This is a genomic window from Streptomyces sp. NPDC093591 (assembly GCF_044764885.1).
In the GTDB taxonomy this organism is placed as follows: domain Bacteria; phylum Actinomycetota; class Actinomycetes; order Streptomycetales; family Streptomycetaceae; genus Streptomyces.
On the sequence record NZ_JBIWIY010000001.1, the window covers coordinates 567259 to 584973 of the forward strand.

The 17715-nt window shown below is 69.9% G+C and carries 15 protein-coding genes; 3 read left to right on the plus strand and 12 right to left on the minus strand.

Going from position 1 to position 17715, the window contains the following annotated elements:
• Positions 1–39: 39 nt before the first annotated feature.
• The gene (locus ACIREI_RS02460; protein WP_403326488.1) at positions 40–1146 is read right to left on the minus strand and encodes a YihY/virulence factor BrkB family protein; all 1107 of its coding nucleotides are present in this window, start codon (positions 1144–1146) and stop codon (positions 40–42) included.
• Between the two features lie 146 nt (positions 1147–1292).
• Here ACIREI_RS02460 and ACIREI_RS02465 point away from each other — a divergent pair, with 146 nt between their 5' ends.
• A complete protein-coding gene (locus tag ACIREI_RS02465) occupies positions 1293–3038 on the plus strand; it encodes a hypothetical protein (protein ID WP_403326491.1) in 1746 nt (581 codons plus the stop codon).
• A gap of 196 nt (positions 3039–3234) precedes the next feature.
• Positions 3235–3687 (plus strand): DUF6082 family protein, encoded by a 453-nt coding sequence (locus ACIREI_RS02470; RefSeq protein ID WP_403326493.1) that lies wholly within the window; start codon positions 3235–3237, stop codon positions 3685–3687.
• A 155-nt stretch (positions 3688–3842) separates the two neighbouring features.
• Here the strand turns inward: ACIREI_RS02470 and katG are convergent, their stop codons facing one another.
• The 3 genes from katG to ACIREI_RS02485 form a co-directional block, all read right to left on the minus strand.
• Positions 3843–6032 carry a catalase/peroxidase HPI gene (katG, locus tag ACIREI_RS02475; RefSeq protein WP_403326496.1) on the minus strand — a complete coding sequence of 730 codons (2190 nt, stop codon included), beginning with the start codon at positions 6030–6032 and terminating at the stop codon, positions 3843–3845.
• Positions 6033–6284: 252 nt separating this feature from the next.
• Positions 6285–7085, minus strand: coding sequence for an endonuclease/exonuclease/phosphatase family protein (locus tag ACIREI_RS02480; RefSeq protein WP_403326498.1), 801 nt, complete (start codon positions 7083–7085; stop codon positions 6285–6287).
• Positions 7086–7269: 184 nt separating this feature from the next.
• A complete protein-coding gene (locus ACIREI_RS02485) occupies positions 7270–8019 on the minus strand; it encodes a dienelactone hydrolase family protein (RefSeq protein ID WP_403326873.1) in 750 nt (249 codons plus the stop codon).
• A gap of 112 nt (positions 8020–8131) precedes the next feature.
• Between ACIREI_RS02485 and ACIREI_RS02490 the strand changes: the two genes are divergently transcribed.
• Positions 8132–8614 (plus strand): MarR family winged helix-turn-helix transcriptional regulator, encoded by a 483-nt coding sequence (locus tag ACIREI_RS02490; protein ID WP_403326501.1) that lies wholly within the window; start codon positions 8132–8134, stop codon positions 8612–8614.
• 362 nt (positions 8615–8976) lie between these two features.
• On the opposite strand, the gene ACIREI_RS02495 is transcribed toward ACIREI_RS02490, so the two are convergent.
• The 8 genes from ACIREI_RS02495 to ACIREI_RS02530 form a co-directional block, all read right to left on the minus strand.
• Positions 8977–9327 carry an acyl carrier protein gene (locus ACIREI_RS02495; protein ID WP_403326504.1) on the minus strand — a complete coding sequence of 117 codons (351 nt, stop codon included), beginning with the start codon at positions 9325–9327 and terminating at the stop codon, positions 8977–8979.
• Between the two features lie 337 nt (positions 9328–9664).
• Entirely contained in the window at positions 9665–10567 is a 903-nt protein-coding gene (locus tag ACIREI_RS02500; RefSeq protein WP_403326507.1) for a class I SAM-dependent methyltransferase, read from the minus strand.
• Positions 10568–10800: 233 nt separating this feature from the next.
• Positions 10801–11043, minus strand: coding sequence for a hypothetical protein (locus ACIREI_RS02505; RefSeq protein WP_403326509.1), 243 nt, complete (start codon positions 11041–11043; stop codon positions 10801–10803).
• Between the two features lie 25 nt (positions 11044–11068).
• The gene (locus ACIREI_RS02510) at positions 11069–12253 is read right to left on the minus strand and encodes an ABC transporter substrate-binding protein (protein ID WP_403326511.1); all 1185 of its coding nucleotides are present in this window, start codon (positions 12251–12253) and stop codon (positions 11069–11071) included.
• Between the two features lie 159 nt (positions 12254–12412).
• The gene (locus tag ACIREI_RS02515) at positions 12413–12706 is read right to left on the minus strand and encodes a hypothetical protein (protein WP_403326513.1); all 294 of its coding nucleotides are present in this window, start codon (positions 12704–12706) and stop codon (positions 12413–12415) included.
• A 1078-nt stretch (positions 12707–13784) separates the two neighbouring features.
• On the minus strand, positions 13785–15068 hold the full coding sequence (locus ACIREI_RS02520; protein WP_403326516.1) for a SufS family cysteine desulfurase: 1284 nt from the start codon (positions 15066–15068) through the stop codon (positions 13785–13787).
• On the minus strand, positions 15055–16446 hold the full coding sequence (locus ACIREI_RS02525; RefSeq protein ID WP_403326518.1) for a family 2B encapsulin nanocompartment shell protein: 1392 nt from the start codon (positions 16444–16446) through the stop codon (positions 15055–15057). Before ACIREI_RS02525 ends, ACIREI_RS02520 begins: the two co-directional genes overlap by 14 nt.
• Positions 16447–16804: 358 nt before the next feature.
• Positions 16805–17713, minus strand: a complete 909-nt coding sequence (locus tag ACIREI_RS02530) for a hypothetical protein (protein WP_403326521.1) — start codon at positions 17711–17713, stop codon at positions 16805–16807.
• Positions 17714–17715 lie beyond the last annotated feature (2 nt).

The following is a 17715-nucleotide window of genomic DNA, read 5'->3' on the forward strand; positions in this document are numbered from 1 at the left end:
GGTCCGGAACACCGGTCCGGCCGCGACGACCACCCGTGTTCACACGAAGCGGCGCCGGTCTTCACCGTCCCATGTGCGGGTATCGCGCGGTTCGACGTACGGCTCCTCCTGCGGCGGGTACCCACCGGCGATCGCGCGCTGCCGGGCGGTCTCGGCGTCGAACTCCAGCCCCAGCAGGATCGCGAGGTTGGTGATCCACAGCCACACCAGGAAGACGATCACCCCGGCGAAGGTGCCGTAGGTCTTGTTGTACGAGGCGAAGTTCGCCACGTAGAACGCGAACCCGGCGGAGGCGATCATCCAGATCGTCAGGGCCAGGAAGCTGCCCGGGGTGATCCACTTGAAGCCGCGGATCTTCGCGTTGGGGCCGGCCCAGTACAGGATCGCGATCATGACGGCGACCAGGACCACCAGGACCGGCCACTTCCCGATCGACCACACGGCCAGAGCCGTGTCGCCGACACCGAGCACGTCGCCGGCGCGGCGGGCCAGGGGACCGGTGAAGAACACGATCAGGGCACTGACCACCGCGAGGATCATCAGCACGACGGTGAGGGCGAGCCGCAGCGGCAGCACCTTCCACACCGGGCGGCCTTCCGGCATGTCGTAGACGGCGTTGGAGGTGCGGATGAACGCGGCCACATAGCCGGACGCCGACCACACGGCCAGGGCCAGGCCCACGATCGCCATGACCGACCCGGTGCCGGCGTTGTCCTGCAGCTGCTGCACCGCGTTGCGGATCACATCGCGCGCGGGCCCCGGCGTGAGCTGGTGGACGTTGTCCAGGACCGTTTTCGCGGCCGACTGGCCGGCGATGCCCAGCAGGGAAACCAGCACCAACAGCGCGGGGAACAGCGACAGGACGCCGTAGTAGGTCAGGGCTGCCGCACGGTCGGTCAGCTCGTCCTCCTTGAACTCCTTGAACGTGCCGCGCAGCGCCGCCCGCCACGAGGCCCTCGGCAGGTCGGTGGGAGCATCCGGCTCCCTGCGCTCCACCTCCGGACCCGGCCCGAACCGCTCCGGCCCGCCCGCGCCGCCTTGCGAATCGACCCGGCGTTCTTGCTCGTCGGACACCGGGCCGTGTGGGCGGCCCCGGGCATGGCGGGCGTCCTCGCGTCCGTGCCCCAGCTTCATGAGCTTCGCCATACCGGGCGGGTAACCACAAAACGCGCAGTCACCCGGCCCGTTCTTCCATGCGTTCGGGACCCCTCCCCAACCGCCCGCCGGAACATGGGGGAACTGTGAGAGAGCAAGTTGTCCTGTCTGCACGGCAGTTGGGGGAGTGAGTCGGTATGCACCGGTCCGAAGAGCCGTACGGTGTCGGTGGCACGGGAGAGCCGCCGGGTGGCCCTGAATCCACGCCGCCCGACCCCCCGTCGTCGCTCCCGCCCCTGCTGCCCGATGGCGCGCCGGCCGTAGAGCCGCCGAGCTCCGAGTGGTTGACCTACACGCTGCCGGAAGAGCCCGAGGACACCGCGCCGCCGGACCCGTGGCGGGCCGCGGCAGCCGGGCTGTTCAACCTCGGCGGGCTCGGGCTCGGGTACGTGCTCCTGCGGCGCTGGCCGCAAGCCGCCCTGTGCTGGATCGCGACCGGCTGCCTGCTGGTGGCCGCGCTGCCCGCAGATCCCGACGGGCTGCCGGACGGCGCGGTGTGGGCGTACGTCCTCGTTCTGGTGTCGGCCGCGGTCCACGGGGCGTGGCTGGCACGCCGTACGCGGCTGACGGTGCCGTGGCGGTCGACGGTCGCCGCCGGGCTCGGGCTCGTACTGCTAGCCGTACCGGCCGGTGGGGCGGTGGGGTACGAGGCGGCGCGGGAAGAGGCGTACCAGCAGATGCTGCTCGACCGGCTCGCCGAGACGGACCGCCTGGTCACCGCCGCCTCGCGGCGGGACGGCTTCGCCGAGGCCAAGGAGGACTACGAGCGGGCACTGAAGGCCTACCGCGAACTCAGCTACGACCACCCCGGCACCCGGGCCGCCCAGCGCATCCCCGACCGCCTCGACCGGTTCTACGACACTGTCGCCGCGCCTTACCGCGAGAAGGAGTACTGCGAGGCCCTCGCACCGCTGCGCTATCTGTGGAACGTGCCCAACACCACGGGCGCCATGCGCCTCGGCTCCCTCGCCGAGTGGCCCGAGGAGCCGCTGGCCACCTCGCTCTACGAGTGCGGCATCACGAACCTCGGCTCCCACGCCGTGACCGAAGCGGATGCGAACGGCGGCGCGCTGGCCGAGCTCCTGCGGACGTTCCCCGACTCGGCGCAGGCCGCCAAGGTCGAACCCGCCGTCAGCGCGGAGATCGCGAAGCGGTCCAAGGCGCTCAAGGGCGACGACCCCTGCCCTGCGGGCGAGGAATTGCAGGCCATCAGCCGGACCATGGTCGACCTGCCCGCGGGCGCCCCCGGTGACGGACTGCGCACGGACGCCGTCAACGCGGTGGAGTCCGGCGTCTACGCCTGCGGGGTGGACGAGTTCGAGGACGACAAGTTCGGCGCGGCGGCGGAGACACTCAACGACTTCGCCGACAAGTACGAGGACAACAAGAACGCGAAGCGCGCCCGGCAGATCGCCATCGCCGCGGAGATCGCCGAGGAACGGCCCGAGGCGGGCCGTAAACTGCCGCCGTCCCGCGCTCCGGGCGGCTCCAAGATGCCCATGGAGATCAGCAACGACGCCCCGACCGCGGTCGAGTTCCTCTACACCGGCCCCGTCACCGGCAGCATCTACCTTCCGGCGTGCGCCGACTGCACCGAGTACTCCAGCGAGTCGGAGGCCCAGAGCACCGCCTGCTCGAACAGTGGGATCGACTACCCGACCAGCTACCTCAACCTGCCCGCAGGCAACTATCACACCCTCATCAAGTACGCCGACGAGGACGCGGAGGACGTGACGAACAAGGCCGACGGAATGAGCATCGATCCCGGATACACGTACACCAACTGCACCTACGTCGTGAGCGAGAGCAGCTATCCGGGATACCCCAGCCTTCCCACCCTGCCGGAGCTCCCGGAGATCGAACCCCTCGAGCCGATCGTCTGACTCACCGCTCGGATGTGTGTTCGTAGCGGCGCGACTCGGCGCCCGGGGCGAGCCGGAGTGGTCGCGCCGTCCCCTGCACCTCCGGTCGGCGCATGCGGTTGTGAGGATTCAGGGAAGGAAGCCGGGCCGACCTTGCTGTCGCTACGGGCGCGGTGGAGCATCGGCGCCAACTGCTGTTGCTCCGGGGGGAGTTGCTGTGCCGATCCTGTTCGCCCTGCTGTTGGCTGCCGTGGTGGCCGTTCTGCTGATGGGCGTGGTGCAGCTCCGTGAGCAGCACCGGGAGACTCTGCGGGCCACCGTGCTGCAGACGCAGGCGGACCTGCTGAAGGCCGCGGCGGCCGACCCGGAGCTGGCTCTGGCCGTGGCCGGGCCGGAGCTCACCGGCTCGGAGCCCGGAGAGGCCCGCCGGCACCTGTTCTTCGAGGCGCAGTTGACCGCCTGGGAACTGCAGTGGTGCATCGGCGCCCTGTCCCAGCAGCAGCTCCGCGCCCACGCCTCGACGCTTCTGGCCGGGGAGGAGGGGCGCCGGTACTGGGAGCGCACCCGCACCGCCCGCGCCGGCCTGGCCGGCGACGACCCGAAGCTGCGCACCTTTACCAGGGTGTTCGACTCCGCCTGGCAAACGCTGAAGCCTGCCGACGCGCGCTGAGATGGAACCGCCCCTTGCATGCGGATACCGCGTACCGAGTGGTGCCCTGGGCGGCGGGCACGCGTGCTGGGGGTGGAGTACGCGTGCCCGCCACAGGAGCGCCGCGGAGGTCTGTGCGATCCGCGTCACTTCCCCTGCCGGGACCTCGGGTTCGTTCAGCTGAGGTCGAACCGGTCGAGGTTCATCACCTTGTCCCACGCCGCCACGAAGTCACGCACGAACTTCTCTCCCGCGTCCTGGGACGCGTAGACCTCCGAGACCGCGCGGAGCTGGGAGTGTGAACCGAAGATGAGGTCGACCGCGGTGGCGGTCCACTTCAGCTCGCCCGTGGCGCGATCCCGGCCTTCGAATACGTTCTCGTCCGAAGCCGACGCCTTCCACTCCGTGCCCATGTCGAGCAGGTTGATGAAGAAGTCGTTGGTCAGAGTCTCCGGCCGGTGCGTGAACACGCCGTGCGGGGATCGCTTGAAGCCGGTGTTCAGGGCCCGCATGCCGCCGACGAGCACCGTCATCTCGGGAGCGGTCAGCGTCAACAGGTTGGCCCGGTCCAGCAGGAGGGTCTCCGGCGACAGCTTCTCTCCGGCCCGGAGGTAGTTGCGGAACCCGTCGGCCCTGGGTTCCAGCACGGCGAACGACTCCACGTCGGTCTGTTCCTGCGAGGCGTCCGTGCGCCCCGGCGCGAACGGGACCGTGATGTCGTACCCGGCGTTCTTCGCGGCCTGCTCGACGGCCGCGCACCCGCCCAGGACGATCAGGTCGGCGAGCGAGACCTTCGTTCCGCCGGCATCGGAGGCGTTGAAGTCCTGCTGGATCTGCTCCAGCTTCTGCAACGTCTCGGCCACCTCGGGCAGGTCGTTGACCTCCCAGTCCCTTTGCGGTGCGAGGCGGATCCGCGCCCCGTTGGCCCCGCCACGCTTGTCGGTGCCGCGGAAGCTCGCCGCGGCCGCCCAAGCGGTGGTGACCAGCTGGGAGACGGACAGCCCCGAGGCGACGATCCTGCTCTTGAGGGCGGCGATGTCCTCGTCCGCGACCAGTTCGTGATCGACCTCGGGGACGGGGTCCTGCCACAGCTGCGGCTCGGCAACCCACGGGCCGAGGTAGCGGGTGACGGGCCCCATGTCGCGGTGCAACAGCTTGTACCACGCCTTGGCGAACGCTTCCGCGAGCCTGTCCGGGTTCTCGTGGAAGCTCTTCGAGATCGGGCCGTAGACCGGGTCCAGCTTCAGCGCGAGGTCCGTCGTCAGCATCATGGGAGCGTGCCGCTTCGACGGATCATGGGCATCGGGCACCGTGTCCTTGGCCGACGGGTCCGTGGGAGTCCACTGCTTGGCGCCGGCGGGGCTCGTCGTCAGCTCCCAGTCGTACCGGAACAGGGTGTCCAGGTACCCGTTGTCCCACCTGGTCGGCTCGGGAGTCCAGGCGCCCTCCAGTCCACTCGTGAGTGTGTCTGCGCCCTTGCCGCTGCCGTACGTGTTCCGCCAGCCGAGGCCTTGCTGCTCGATGGAGGCCGCCTCGGGTTCCGGGCCGATGTACGCGGGGTCGACGGCGCCATGACATTTGCCGAACGTGTGGCCGCCGACGATGAGCGCGACCGTCTCCTCGTCGTTCATCGCCATGCGCCCGAACGTCTCGCGAATGTCGCGGGCGGCGGCCATCGGATCCGGGTTGCCGTTGGGCCCCTCCGGATTGACGTAGATCAGTCCCATCTGCACGGCACCGAAGGGAGTGGCGAGTTCCCGGTCGCCGCTGTAGCGCTCATCTCCGAGCCAGGTGTCCTCGGGTCCCCAGAAGATTTCCTCGGGTTCCCAGATATCCTCCCGCCCGAAGCCGAATCCGAAGGTCTTGAACCCCATGGATTCCATGGCGCAGTTGCCGGCGAAGACCAGAAGGTCGGCCCAGGAGATTTTCTGGCCATACTTCTGCTTGACCGGCCAGAGCAAACGGCGGGCTTTGTCGAGGCTCGCGTTGTCCGGCCAACTGTTGAGGGGCGCGAAGCGCTGAGCGCCGCTGCCGCCACCGCCCCGGCCGTCGGCGACACGGTACGTGCCCGCGGCGTGCCAGCTCATCCGGATGAAGAGCGGCCCGTAGTGGCCGTAGTCGGCAGGCCACCAGTCCTGCGACGCCGTCATCACCTCGAAGACGTCCCGCTTCAGCGCGTCGAGGTCGAGGGTCGCGAACTCATCCGCGTAGTCGAAGTCCTCGTCCATCGGGTTGGAGCGGGACGAGTGCTGGTGGAGAATTTGGAGGTCCAGCTGATTCGGCCACCAGTCCCGGTTTGTCCTGGGCCGAGTCGGCGTGGGGGTCGGGGAGGCGATTGCTGGGTTTTCGCTTTCGCTGCCGGACACGTCCGTCCTTCTTTCTGTCTCGGGGTTTCCACGCGCAATGCCGATGATTGTGATGTGTCGGCGTTCCGTATCGTCGCGCACCACAGACGGCACCGCTACGAAACACGCAGAGCACCCCCGCATGACAAACGTGCGAGAAGAGAATGCTTTTCCGCTACCGGGTCGACTTCGGCACGAGCGGAATCCGCCTCCCGGAATCTCCTGACAACCGCTCTCGGGGTTACCGATCCAGTCGGTCAGGGAGGGCCCACTTCATGCTGGGCCGAGGTCGGTGTGCAGCATGTGGTGGTCCGAGTACGGGGTCGGGTGCACATGGTGCCTGAGGGGAGTGATGCCCCGCAGAAAGACGTAGTCGAACTTGCTGTGCCAGTCGGTGGTCGGCGTGCAGGTGCCGGCGGAGGAGGGACGGCACTGGGGGTCTGTGTCCGCGGCCAGTGCCCACATCTCGGAGAGTTCGGGGGCGTACGGGACGGCGTTGAAGTCGCCGAGAACGATTGCGCGGTCGTACCGGGCGACGTCTGCGGCGAGTACGGCCGTCTGGTCTGCTCGGACCGCCTCTTGACGTCGTTGGGCGAGGTGGGTGTTGAAGACCCGGACGGATCGACCGCCCACAGTGGTGGTGACCGCCATGTAGCCGCGGTCCTCGGATCCGCCGTCGGGGTATTCCACACTGACGTGGTCCGTCATCGGTGCCGCCGAGAGGACCGCCTGGCCGAAGGCCCCCGGACTCCACGGAACGCCTCCGCAGCGGCCCCAACTCTGAAGAACCGTCCCGTACTCGACCTGGTAAACGAGCCCGTAAAGGCCCTCCAGATAGTTCCGGATCCTTTCGACGTCACCCACGCACGCTTCTTGCAGGCCGATGACCTGGGGCGCAAACGTGGCGATCTCCGCTGCCCGGTCGACGTTACTGGCCTCGCAGGGGTTGCAGATGTTCCACGTCATGACCCGGTTCGGTACGACATCCCGGACGGCGTCGTCGGGCAGTGGCCTGGCGGAGAGGGCACCGCTCGGGGCACTGGGACCGACGAGCACCATCAAGGCCACGGTCATGGCTCCCGCGAGCAACCGCATGCCCCGTCCGAGCACATCGCCTCCTCAAAGTGGATACCTGTGGCATCTGGCGTTTTCCCTTGACGAGGTTATGGGAGGGGCTTGGCCCAGGGAGTGGATATCCGCGATACGCCGGGGATTCGACGGGACCGGATGCTTCAGCCCTGCGTTCCGGGCCGGAGATTCAGTTGCCGGCCACAGTGCGGTCCAGGAGGGGGAGCAGGCGGTCCCAGTGGCGCTTCAGCCCGGAGGCGCTGAAGGCGTCGGTGTCGGACATGGTGAAGCCGTGGACTGTGCCGGGGTAGGTCTCGGACGTATAGCGGACGCCTGCGGCATCCAGGGCCTGATGGAGTTCGACGAGGGCCTCGGGCGGCATGTCGTTCGCGGAGAGGCCGAGGTGGACTTCGGCGGTGAGCTCGGAGACGAGGCGGTGCGGGCTGTCGGGCGAGTCGGTGACCAGGAAACCGGGGTGGAATCCGGCGACGGCGGCCACCTTGTCGGGGTGGGCCGTCGCGGTGCGCATCGCCAGGGCGCCACCTATGCAGTAGCCCATCACGGCGACCGGTCCGGTGCCGACCTCGGGCCGAGTGGTGAGGAACTCGAGGTAGGCGTCGGCGTCGCGCAGGATCCGTTCGGTCGTGTGCTCCTCGAGCAGGGGCATCAGCCGGGCGATGACCGCGGGCCTGATCTCTTCTCCGATGTGCTCGGGAAGTTCGGCCACCGGTGCCGGGCCGTGCCGGTAGTAGAGGTTGGGGACGAGCACGTAGTAGCCGTGCCCGGCCAGTTCGCGGGCCCTCTCCTCCAGTTCGGGCCGCACGCCGAAGGCATCGGTGTACAGCAGGACCCCGGGGTGTCGCTCGCCGCCGTCGGGGAAGGCGGCGAATGCGTCGGCCTGACCGTCAGGGGTGGGAATCTGCAGCGTCTTGGTGGGAATGACGAATCTTCCTTCCTGTAGTTCGCTCAACCAGCGTTAGTCGCACTAATGGTGTCTGCATCACTGAACGTATATTGTTAGTGGGACTAACGCAATGAGTAAGATTGGCGCCATGACCAGAGCTGGCGCCGCGGACGTGCCCGATGACAGCGCGTCCGAGGCGCCCGACAGGCTGCGTCGACAGGCGAGCCGACTGTTGTCGCAGCTGTCCACGCGGTCGGACCGGCTGATCAACGAAGGGCTGGCCGATGTCGACGCCCGCAAGTGGCACTACGCCGTGCTCGCCTCACTGCAGGATCACGGGCCCGGCAGCCAGGCGACGCTGAGCAGGCGCACCGGCATCTACCGCAGCGACATGGTCGGCGTGCTCAACGAACTCGCCGAGCGTCACCTCGTCGAGCGGGCGCCGGACCCCGACGACCAGCGCCGCAACATCATCACGATCTCCGACCGAGGCCGCCGTCACCTACGCCGCCTCGACAAGGTCCTGGACGACCTCCACGACGAACTGCTCGCCCCGCTGAGTCCGGCCGAACGCGACCAGTTCGTGCAGTTGCTCACCCGCTTGCTGGACCACCACGACCGGACGTCCTGATCCTTGGCGGAGTGCCGCGCATGCCCCGTCCCGTCGGGGCGGAGGAGTCGTCGGCATACGGTAAAGTCGATCACGAGCTGGTCGCCGCAACTCAGGGTGGCTGGTGCTGCGTTGGTGGTCCAAGGAAAGACGCCCCGCTTCCTGCGGGGAGATGCAGGTGCAAGGCCTGCCCAGCGCTCGATCACAAGGCCCGTCCGCGCACTGCGCGGGCGGGCCCTGTGCGTTGTCCGGCATCACGAACAGACCAGATCAGGTGCGAGGCCCGGTCGGACCGACCGTGCTCGCGAGCGCGCCGGCTCGGCGACGATGACGCCGAGGCCCAGCGCCTCCTGCTGGGCCTGGATGGCCTCAACTGGGAGTTGTCACGGTGTGGATGGCCAACTGCCCCCGTCACTCCGCGGATCACCGGCAACGGGGAGCCGGTGATCCGCAGGAGTCGCCCCCGGACCGCCCGAGGAGGAGCCCGCCTGACGGGGCAGCACGACTGCCTCCTCGAAGTGCTCCGCTTGTTCGGCTTCCAGGGCCAGTTGGTCCGGCGCGCACTCCGCGCTGTGGGCCAGGTCGAGGCGCAGGTGGACCGCCTGGGCGAGCTCCGCGATGGTGCCGCGAGCGCTGCGCATCAACTCCATGGGCGGGATCTCGATGTCGAAGCCCTGCTGGAGCTTGACGAGCAGCTCGGCCGCGCTGAGCGAGTCCAGGCCGAGGGAGTCCACCGGGCCGGTGAACGTCGATGTCCGCGGCCTCCATCTCCAGCACCTCGGCGATCAGCGCGGCGATGCTCTCGGTGAGCAGGGTCAGCGCCTCGTCGGGCGGCAGCTGACGGAGCCGGCGGAGCAGTTCCTCCCGGCCGTCCTGTGCGGCACCGCCGGCGGGAATCAGCCCGGCCAGGCGCGGGGCGGCCGTCAGGCGCAGCAGACCGCGCATACGGGCCCAGTCGCAGCGCATCACACCCGCCACGTCGGCGTCGTACTGAAGGAGCGACTCGGCCTGTTTCGGGTAATCGCCCCGCCCGTCGGCCGCCGACCGGCCGCCCTGCGACGCGTGCGCCCGTCACGTCCCGCGGACCGGCTTGTCCAGGACGAGCGCGACGTACCGGCTGGCGCGCTGAACGGGCACGTGGGCCAGAACCACGCTGGAGAGGGAGAGCCACTGAGCGTGGGTCAGATCCTTCAGAGGGGGCAGCAGCCGGCCCAGGAGCCGGCGCCCGGCGGGGGTGAGGGCCAGCCTGGCGCCAAGGAAGCCGAGGGTCATGAAGCGTCGGGTGACGGGGCGGGTCCAGTCATGGACACGGCACGGACGGTATCCGATGTCGATGGCGTGACGGATGTAGCGGACGAGCGGTTCGAACTCCTCGAACGCCCACGTGTCGCGGACGACACGGCCGGGATCGGCCGCGTTGATCTCGGTGGGGTCACCGGTGGCCCAGGCGAAGTCGACGAGGACGAGCCGGCCGCCGGGCTTGAGGAGACGGTAGGCCTCCTCCAGGAAGGCGCGGCGGCCCTCGGGACCGAAGTGGAACGCGGCCTCCAGGCAGTGCACCTTGTCGAACTCGGCGTCGCCGAAGGACGGATTCGCGCGCAGGTCGGTGGCGTCGGCTTGGAGGAAACGGGTGCGGCCGTGGTCACCGTGCCGCTGGACGGCCTGCGCCACATGGGGCGGGTAGAGGTCGATGCCGGTGGCGAAGGCGCCCTGCTCGGCGATGCGGCGGGTGGTGTGGCCGGTGCCGCAGGCGACGTCGAGAACCTGTTCGCCCGGCCGGATGCGCAGCAGGGCGAGCGAACGGCTGACGAGCTCCTCCTGGAAGGACGCCAGGCCGCCGGTGAGGCGGGGCAGCGTGAGGGGAGTGAAGTAGCCGAGGTTGAGGAGGCTTCCCCAGCCGAGGGAGTGCAGTACGGAGAGGAGCGGGTTGTTGTCGGTCTCGTAGGCGTGAGCGAGGTTGAGAGGCGTGTTCATGGGGGCTCTCGTCGAAGGGGCGAACGTGATCACTTCCTGGTGATCGGACAAATGCCGCCGCCCGGCCAAAGTCACGACCAGGGAATGCCGCCGCCGAGGACCGTCTGACGACCCGCTCGTACTTCGCCGCACGGTCCCCGGCGTACCCGTCGTCGGAGCGGCCCGGGCCGCAGGCGGTCAGTGGCGGCGGCGCACTCGCCGTGGCCGCAAGCCGGACCTGTGCCTCCCGGCTCTCACTGCTGGCTGGGTGCCGCCAGGTCGGCCACCAGCATTTCCAGGGCCGACTTCGGGACGGTGCCGCCCGACCCGCTGTCTGTCTGCCTCCAGTTCGGGCTCGAGCCGGTGGATGCTGAGCCTGTGGTGTCGTTGACGCCCTGGAAGATGCCGAAGTCGATGGGCCCGTCGTCTGCTGAGGCGGGGACGGCGGCGGTGAGGAGGGCCGCACCGGCGAGTGCGGCGGCAGCGATGATCTTCATGCGTGGCTCAACGATGAGACCGGCATCAGGATGTTCTGTTCCGCACCTTTGGCGGACTGGAGAAAAGGATCCGAAAGCGATCGGGTTCCGCCGGGTCCCGGTCAACGACTTGGATGGGCGTGCGCGTCCATTGCCACACGCTGATGCCGGGCATGCGGGAGAACTGGATCCGCCCGCGGGTGCCTTCGACTTCGACGTCCGGCCAGGATTCGGCCGTGCGGGCCCGGTCCACGCCGTGCGAACGCAGTGCCTCGGCCAGGACGGCGACCGTGTCGTAGCCCTCGAAGGCGACGAAGGAGGGCGCTTCGGCCAGCCGCTCGCGCAGGGCCGTCTCGACTCGTGCGCCGAGGGGGCTGAGGCGCTCGGGCAGGTAGCGCAGGAACGGGATCGCCGCGCCGGCGTGGCCCAGCGACGTCGCCCACTCGGGGAACTCCGGCTGCCCGGCCGGAGCACCGATCATGACGTCGGCGAGGCGGTGGTCGCGGCGTACGGACCGGACGATCGACACCGCCGGCTCCGGGTGACCGACCAGGAGGAGGAGGGCTGTGGCGCGCCGGTCGACGAGTGCGTCGCACACGGCCGCAGGTGTCAGCGCGCTCATGTCGAGTTCGGTGACAGTGCCGCCGTGTGCGGCGAAGTGGTCCCGCAGAATGCGGGTCCCACAAGCCCAGTAGACACTCGGCTGGGTTGCTACGGCGATGCGACGGTGACCCGCGCCGAGGAGGAAGTCCGCGTAGATCTGCCAGCCCCGGGACTGCGGCGGGGAGAGACGCGCGACCCATTCCGTCGGCTGTTCGGTGAGCGCGTCGAGCACCGCTGACGAGCAGAGGAACGGCAGGCCGAGGGCGTCGGCCCGGGTGGCGGCGGCGCGAGCGACGACGCTGTGATACTCGCCCGCCAAGGCGGCGACGCCAAGGCTGGCCAACTCGTCCACGGCCGCCGCGGCCTGCTGCGGATCGGCCGCGGTGTCCCGGACGACCAGCTCAAGTGGCCTTCCGTCGATCCCGCCGGCGTCGTTGACGTCGTGAACGGCCAGCTCGAGTCCGGCCAGCAGGTGTCGACCCGCCTCGACCCAGCCAGGCCGAGTCAGCGGAACGAGAGCGCCGACCCGGACCGATGAGCCGTCAGCCCGCCGTGTCCCAGGTGACGATGGGTGCGGACTCGTCTCATCTCGCCGTGGCGGGCGCCCCTGGGTGATCATGTCGGCCATTGCATCCACGACCGCCGCCGACAGGCAACCGATTATTTGTTCGCCGAGCCGCCAGGCTGCCGAGCCGCAAGAAACGGGAACCGTACTCCGCGAAACCCCCTGCCCCGTACCGCGATGCTCGCGATACGGGGCAGGGGAGGAAGCGCGGCCCAGCAGCCGTCAGTGACCGATGCCCCGGTCGACGCCGGACTCGTCCTGGTCGAATCCGAATGCGTCCTGGTCGAAGCCGGACTCGTCCTGGTCGGAACCGGACGCGCCCTGGCCGGCAGTGGACGCGCCCTGGCCGAAGCCGGAGTCGCCCTGGTCGAGACCAGGCATGGCCGGAGAGCTGTTTCCGAAACCAGCTCCGGCGTTACTCATGTCGTCGCTGTCGTAGGCAAGGGCCTGGCCCGCGCCTCCGAGCAGAACGGTCCCGGCCAGAACGGTGGCGGCCAGCAGGGTAGGTGCACGCACGAGCGTCTCCTTCGGTCGGTGTGTGCTCGCCAGAGGTATGCCGCCGGCCCGCACGCGAGATGCGTTGATGGGCCCACAGGCACCCGAATAGGCGGCGCACATGGCGGTACCCGCAGCGGAGCCCTCGCTGGAGAAAGCGAGGCAGGTGCGCCGGGAAAACGACCCGCTCGACGAACCCAACGGCGTGGGGCGGCCGTGAAGTTGGCATGGCCTGGGTGTCGTCCAGCAGGTGGTGCTTGATCGAGTTGAGCTCGTTCGGTCCCGGTGGTGCGGCGATCTGCCGTTGCGAGGTCTGCATGTTGGCGGCGTTGCTCTCATGGCTCCCCCATCGAGGGGGCTGGCTGCATCGCCCGGCGGGGGGCGAGGTCCGCCACGACCGTGCCAGCTGATCGGGGGCCAGTACGCCCTGGCGGTGGGCGGCGACGAGGGCCGGCGGGGACGACGGAGACCTCGGCGACCGAGGCCGGCGCCCGGAAACCGACGTACGCCATGCCGGTGACCACACGCATGGGCGGCAGGAAGCCGGAGTACGGCACGAGCGCGGCGGCCGTGTGCCCGAGGACCCACAGGGGGGCGTGAGAGTTGCTCCAGGGGACATTGCCGGGCGAGCGGGATGCTGCTCGGGCGGCGGAGGCCGGTCTGGACCAGGTGGCCGCCCGGCCCTGACTGGTGGGATGGCGCACCGGGCGCCCTTCTGGAGGAGTGCCGGCGGCGCGGTGAACGCCGTTGCCTTCAACGAACGGCATCGCCGTGGCTCTCCGGGGGGGGGGCCGGGCCGGTGATCGGCGCGGGGCCCGGTCTGGCGGGCATCGGTCGGCGCGCCGCGGTCTTCGCCGGGGTGGCTGCCGCGAGCATGCTGCCGGGCCGGTGACTCACCCGGCGCCCCCCGGCACCACTCCCACCCCCTGCCCTGCGCGACGGTCCCGAGTCCGCCGCGGGCTCCTGGTGAGCCCGGCGGCCCGCGCCTCGGGGAACCGATCGGTCCGTGCGCCACGACCGGTGGCACTGCGCAGGGGAACCGGGGTCCGTGCGGCCACTTTGCGGCGCACGGGCCCCGGTCAGGTCCTTACTCCCTTCGTCAAAGGCTCTGTTGCAGTCGGTGCAGCGACGCGACGAGTTGGTCCACCTCGTCGGCCGTGTTGTAGAGCGCGAGAGACGCGCGCGCCGCCGACTCCAACCCGTAGTGGGCGAGGGCCGGTTGGGCGCAGTGGTGACCGGCGCGGATGGCGATTCCGTCGCGGTCGAGCCAGTCGGCGACGGAGGCCGGGTCCTGTCCCGCGAGCGTGAACGTGAGCACCGCGATCCGGTCGGGCGCCGAACCGATCAGCTGGAGCCCGGGCACCGTGGCAAGGGCCTCGCGCGCATACGACAGGAGACCCTCCTCGTACGCCGCGACGGCCTCGCGGTCGAGGGACGTCAGCCAGTTCACGGCGGCGAGCAGTCCGATGACGCCGGAGATGTGTCCGGTGCCGGCCTCCATCCTGTGCGGGGCGGCCGCGAACGTGGTCTGCCCGAAGTCCACGGACTCGATCATGTTGCCGCCGCCCTGCCACGGCGCCATGCCGGCGAGGAGGTCGGGCTTCGCGTACAGGACCCCGATGCCGGTCGGCGCGAACAGCTTGTGACCGGAGAACGCGTAGAAGTCGGCGTTCAAGTCCTGTACGTCGACGGGGAAATGAGCGACGGCCTGGGCACCGTCCACCAGGACCTTGGCCCCGTAGCGGTGGGCGAGCGCCGTCATCTCCTTGACGGGCGGGACGGTGCCGAGGACGTTCGAGGCGTGGCTGATCGCGACGAGCCGGGTGCGCGAGGACAGGAGATCCGCGTACGCGTTCTGGTCGATCTCTCCGTCCGCGGTGAGCGGGACCGGAACGAGCCGGGCTCGCGTCTCCTTGGCGATCATCTGCCACGGCACGATGTCCGAGTGGTGTTCGAGGACCGGCACCAGAATGTCGTCGCCGGGCCCGAGGTTGGCCCGGCCCCAGCTCTGCGCGACCAGGTTGACGGCCTCCGTGGTGCCGCGCACGAAGACGACACCGTCCGGGCTCGGGGCGCCGAGGAAGTCGGCGACGGCGGCCCGGCCCGCTTCGTACGCCTCGGTGGCCTCCCGCGCCATGGTGTGGGCCCCGCGGTGGATGTTCGAGTTGGCGATGCCGTAGTAGGCGGTGAGCGCCTCGATGACCTGCCGCGGCTTCTGGGTGGTGGCGGCGTTGTCGAGCCAGATGAGGGGGTGGCCGTTGACGGGCCGGTGCAGGACCGGGAAGTCGTGACGCACCGACTCGGCGGTGAAACCGCCCGGTTGGCGCCTGAGCGCCAAGGGATCGGTCGGCGTCGGCCACGCCGTGACGTCAGGCGTAGTCATGGTACTTGGACACCTCGACGTTCTGGAGTACGGCGATGGCGTCGTCCACCAGCACGGCGGTGTTGAAGTAGGCCGTCATCAGGTAGGACGTGATGCCCTTCTGGTCCATGCCCATGTTCCGCATGGACAGGCCGGGTTCGACCTCGTCCGGCACGGCCGCGGGGCGCAGTCCCACCACGCCCTGCTCGGCCTCGCCGACCCGGATCAGCAGGATCTCGGTGGTACCGGCCGCCTCGCCCGAGCCGCCCGGACACGGCACCTTGTCGGAGGGCAGCAGTGGCACGCCCCGCCAGGTCAGCAGCGGACTGCCGAACCGGCTGTCCGTCACCGGCGGCACCCCCCGCCGCGTACATTCGCGCCCGAACGCGGCGATCGCCCTCGGGTGCGCCACGAAGTAGGCGGGCTGCTTCCACACCCTCGCGAGCAACTCGTCGAGGTCGTCGGGGGTCGGAGCGCCGGTGCGCGCCTGCACGCGCTGGCCGGCCGGGACACTGCGGAGGAGCCCGAAGTCGGGGTGGTTGAGCATCAGGTTCTCCTGCCGCTCGCGCAGGGCCTGGACGGTCAGGTTGGCCTGGGTCCGCGTCTGGTCCATCGGTCCGTTGTAGAGGTCGGCGACGCGGGAGTGCACCATCATCCGCGTCTGGGCCAGCGTCATGTGGTACTCGCGCGGCACGTCCTCGTAGTCGACGTAGGTGCTCGGCAGGTCGACCTCGCCCACATGACCGCCGCTCAGGTCGATGGGCGCCTCGGTGCCGGGCGCGGGCATGCCGCCCGCCGTGTACGACTCCACCGCCCCGCGCAGCGACTCGTCGCGCTCGATGAGCCCGGCGAGGGCGGAACGCTCGGCGCGCAGGGCGACGCCGGGAGTGACGGCCTTGACGGCGTACGGCATGGGCTCGCCCTTGGTCCACGCCTCGAGGTCGAAGTACTGCCCGTCGCCGATGACCTGGATCAGCGCCTCGTCGCCGTACCGCCCGGCGGCGCGCTTCTCGGCGCGGCCCCGGACGATCACCCACAGGTGCTCGGCCGGGTCGCCCTCCTGGACGAGCACCTGCCCCGCCTCGAAGCTCGTCTCGGTGAAGGCGTCGGCCAGTTGACCGAGGAGCGCGTCATCGGTCTCGCGCAGGTACGGGATCTCACGTAAGTCGCCCTGGACGACGCGGGGACTTCCCCCGTCGGTGTGCGTGCTGATGCGGTCGTCGCCCAGGACGTAGGTGCGGCGCCGGTTGACGCGGTACACACCCGATTCGACATCGACCCACGGAAGAGCGCGCAGGAGATAACGCGGGGTGATACCCCGCATCTGCGGTGCCGTCTTCGTGGTGGTCGCGAGTTGCCGAGCGGACTCGGGGCTGAGGCTGATGCGGTCGGTCGGCACAGGGGCCTCCTCAAGTGGACTGCTCCGGGAGCGGACTTCTGTGCGAGCGAGGCCGATCGTGCTGCCGGCGAGAGGGCCTCACAAGATGCGCAGGATGCAACCCGGCGGAGCCCGGGCCGAAAACCCTCTGCTCAGGACAGGGCCGCCGCGTCACACCGTGCACGTCGGCAGGCCCGTCACCAAGGGCCAGTGGCGGCGGACGACGGTCCGGGCACAGCGAGGACGAGCGGCCCGACGCTGTGCGCATCGCCTGGGGACGGCTTGTTTTGGCCCCGTATCACTGCTTTTGGCAGCTTAAAGGAGTGCTTATGTGACCGCTCTCCGAGCCGTATTTACCTGAATCCGCAAATTGTTGTGGCTATGCGGCAGGCAGCGACGCCGTGAGGTGCTCCCAGGCCGCGTGGACGTCCTCCCCGACGATCCCGAACTGTGTGATGACCGCGACGCAGCGTCCGTCCTCGTCGTCGAGTTCGAGCGCCGAGGTCGGGCCGTGTGCCGCCGTGGAGCGGACCAGGTGGCAGGACCGGACGCCCGCGAGGTCGATCTCCACCGAGCTCTGGGCGATCGCCGCGAACACCCGCCCGCCGACGGTCCGGTCGGTGACGTGCACCCGGCCGCCGCACGCCTGCATCGCCGCCGGGGCGAACACCGCGACCCCGATCGGCAGCCCGACCGAGCAGACGTGGTCGAGTACGGCGGGCAGCACGCCGGCGTCGATCGGCCGGTGCTCGCCGCGGTATCCGTCGAAGGCCGCACGCCGGGCGATCCCGCCGTCCGTGAGGATCGCGTCGAGTTGGGCGAGCTGGTCGCCGTTCTCCCACGCCGGCACCTCGGGCGCCGCGGACGGCCTCGCGGCCGGTACCCCGGCGTCGAGCGTGCCCACGAGTCCGGTGAGCAGCCGGTCCCCCTCGGAGAGCAGCCGCCCCTGGTGCACGGTCCGGCCGTCCGGGTCCAGCAGGCGCAGGGCGACCGCGCCGGTGTCCTCGTCCCTCGCGACCACGGCCGAGGTGACACCGTCGCCGTCGACGCGGAGCGCGATCGAGCCCGGGTGCACGGCGAACGCCTCGCCGCGCAGGCTCGGGGCCGCGTAACTGCCGGCCTGGTCGATCCGGGCGACCGGACCGCCGGTGACCGCCTGGACGTACTGAAAGAGCGTCAGGCACCGCGCCAGCTCCGGCATCCGGGCGTCGATCAGCCGCACGCTGCTCCGCCGTCTGCCGCAGCACCCCTCGAACGCGCAGTGACCATGGGCGTCGTGGTCCGTCATGC

Excerpts from the sequence above, each read along its gene's own strand:
- ACIREI_RS02500 (WP_403326507.1), bottom strand. The coding sequence starts at position 10,567 with ATGAACACGCCTCTCAACCTCGCTCACGCCTACGAGACCGACAACAAC.
- ACIREI_RS02510 (WP_403326511.1), bottom strand. The coding sequence starts at position 12,253 with ATGGCCGACATGATCACCCAGGGGCGCCCGCCACGGCGAGATGAGACG.
- ACIREI_RS02460 (WP_403326488.1), bottom strand. The coding sequence starts at position 1,146 with ATGGCGAAGCTCATGAAGCTGGGGCACGGACGCGAGGACGCCCGCCAT.
- ACIREI_RS02520 (WP_403326516.1), bottom strand. The coding sequence starts at position 15,068 with ATGACTACGCCTGACGTCACGGCGTGGCCGACGCCGACCGATCCCTTG.
- ACIREI_RS02490 (WP_403326501.1), top strand. The coding sequence starts at position 8,132 with ATGACCAGAGCTGGCGCCGCGGACGTGCCCGATGACAGCGCGTCCGAG.
- ACIREI_RS02505 (WP_403326509.1), bottom strand. The coding sequence starts at position 11,043 with ATGAAGATCATCGCTGCCGCCGCACTCGCCGGTGCGGCCCTCCTCACC.
- ACIREI_RS02480 (WP_403326498.1), bottom strand. The coding sequence starts at position 7,085 with ATGACCGTGGCCTTGATGGTGCTCGTCGGTCCCAGTGCCCCGAGCGGT.
- ACIREI_RS02465 (WP_403326491.1), top strand. The coding sequence starts at position 1,293 with ATGCACCGGTCCGAAGAGCCGTACGGTGTCGGTGGCACGGGAGAGCCG.
- ACIREI_RS02530 (WP_403326521.1), bottom strand. The coding sequence starts at position 17,713 with ATGACGGACCACGACGCCCATGGTCACTGCGCGTTCGAGGGGTGCTGC.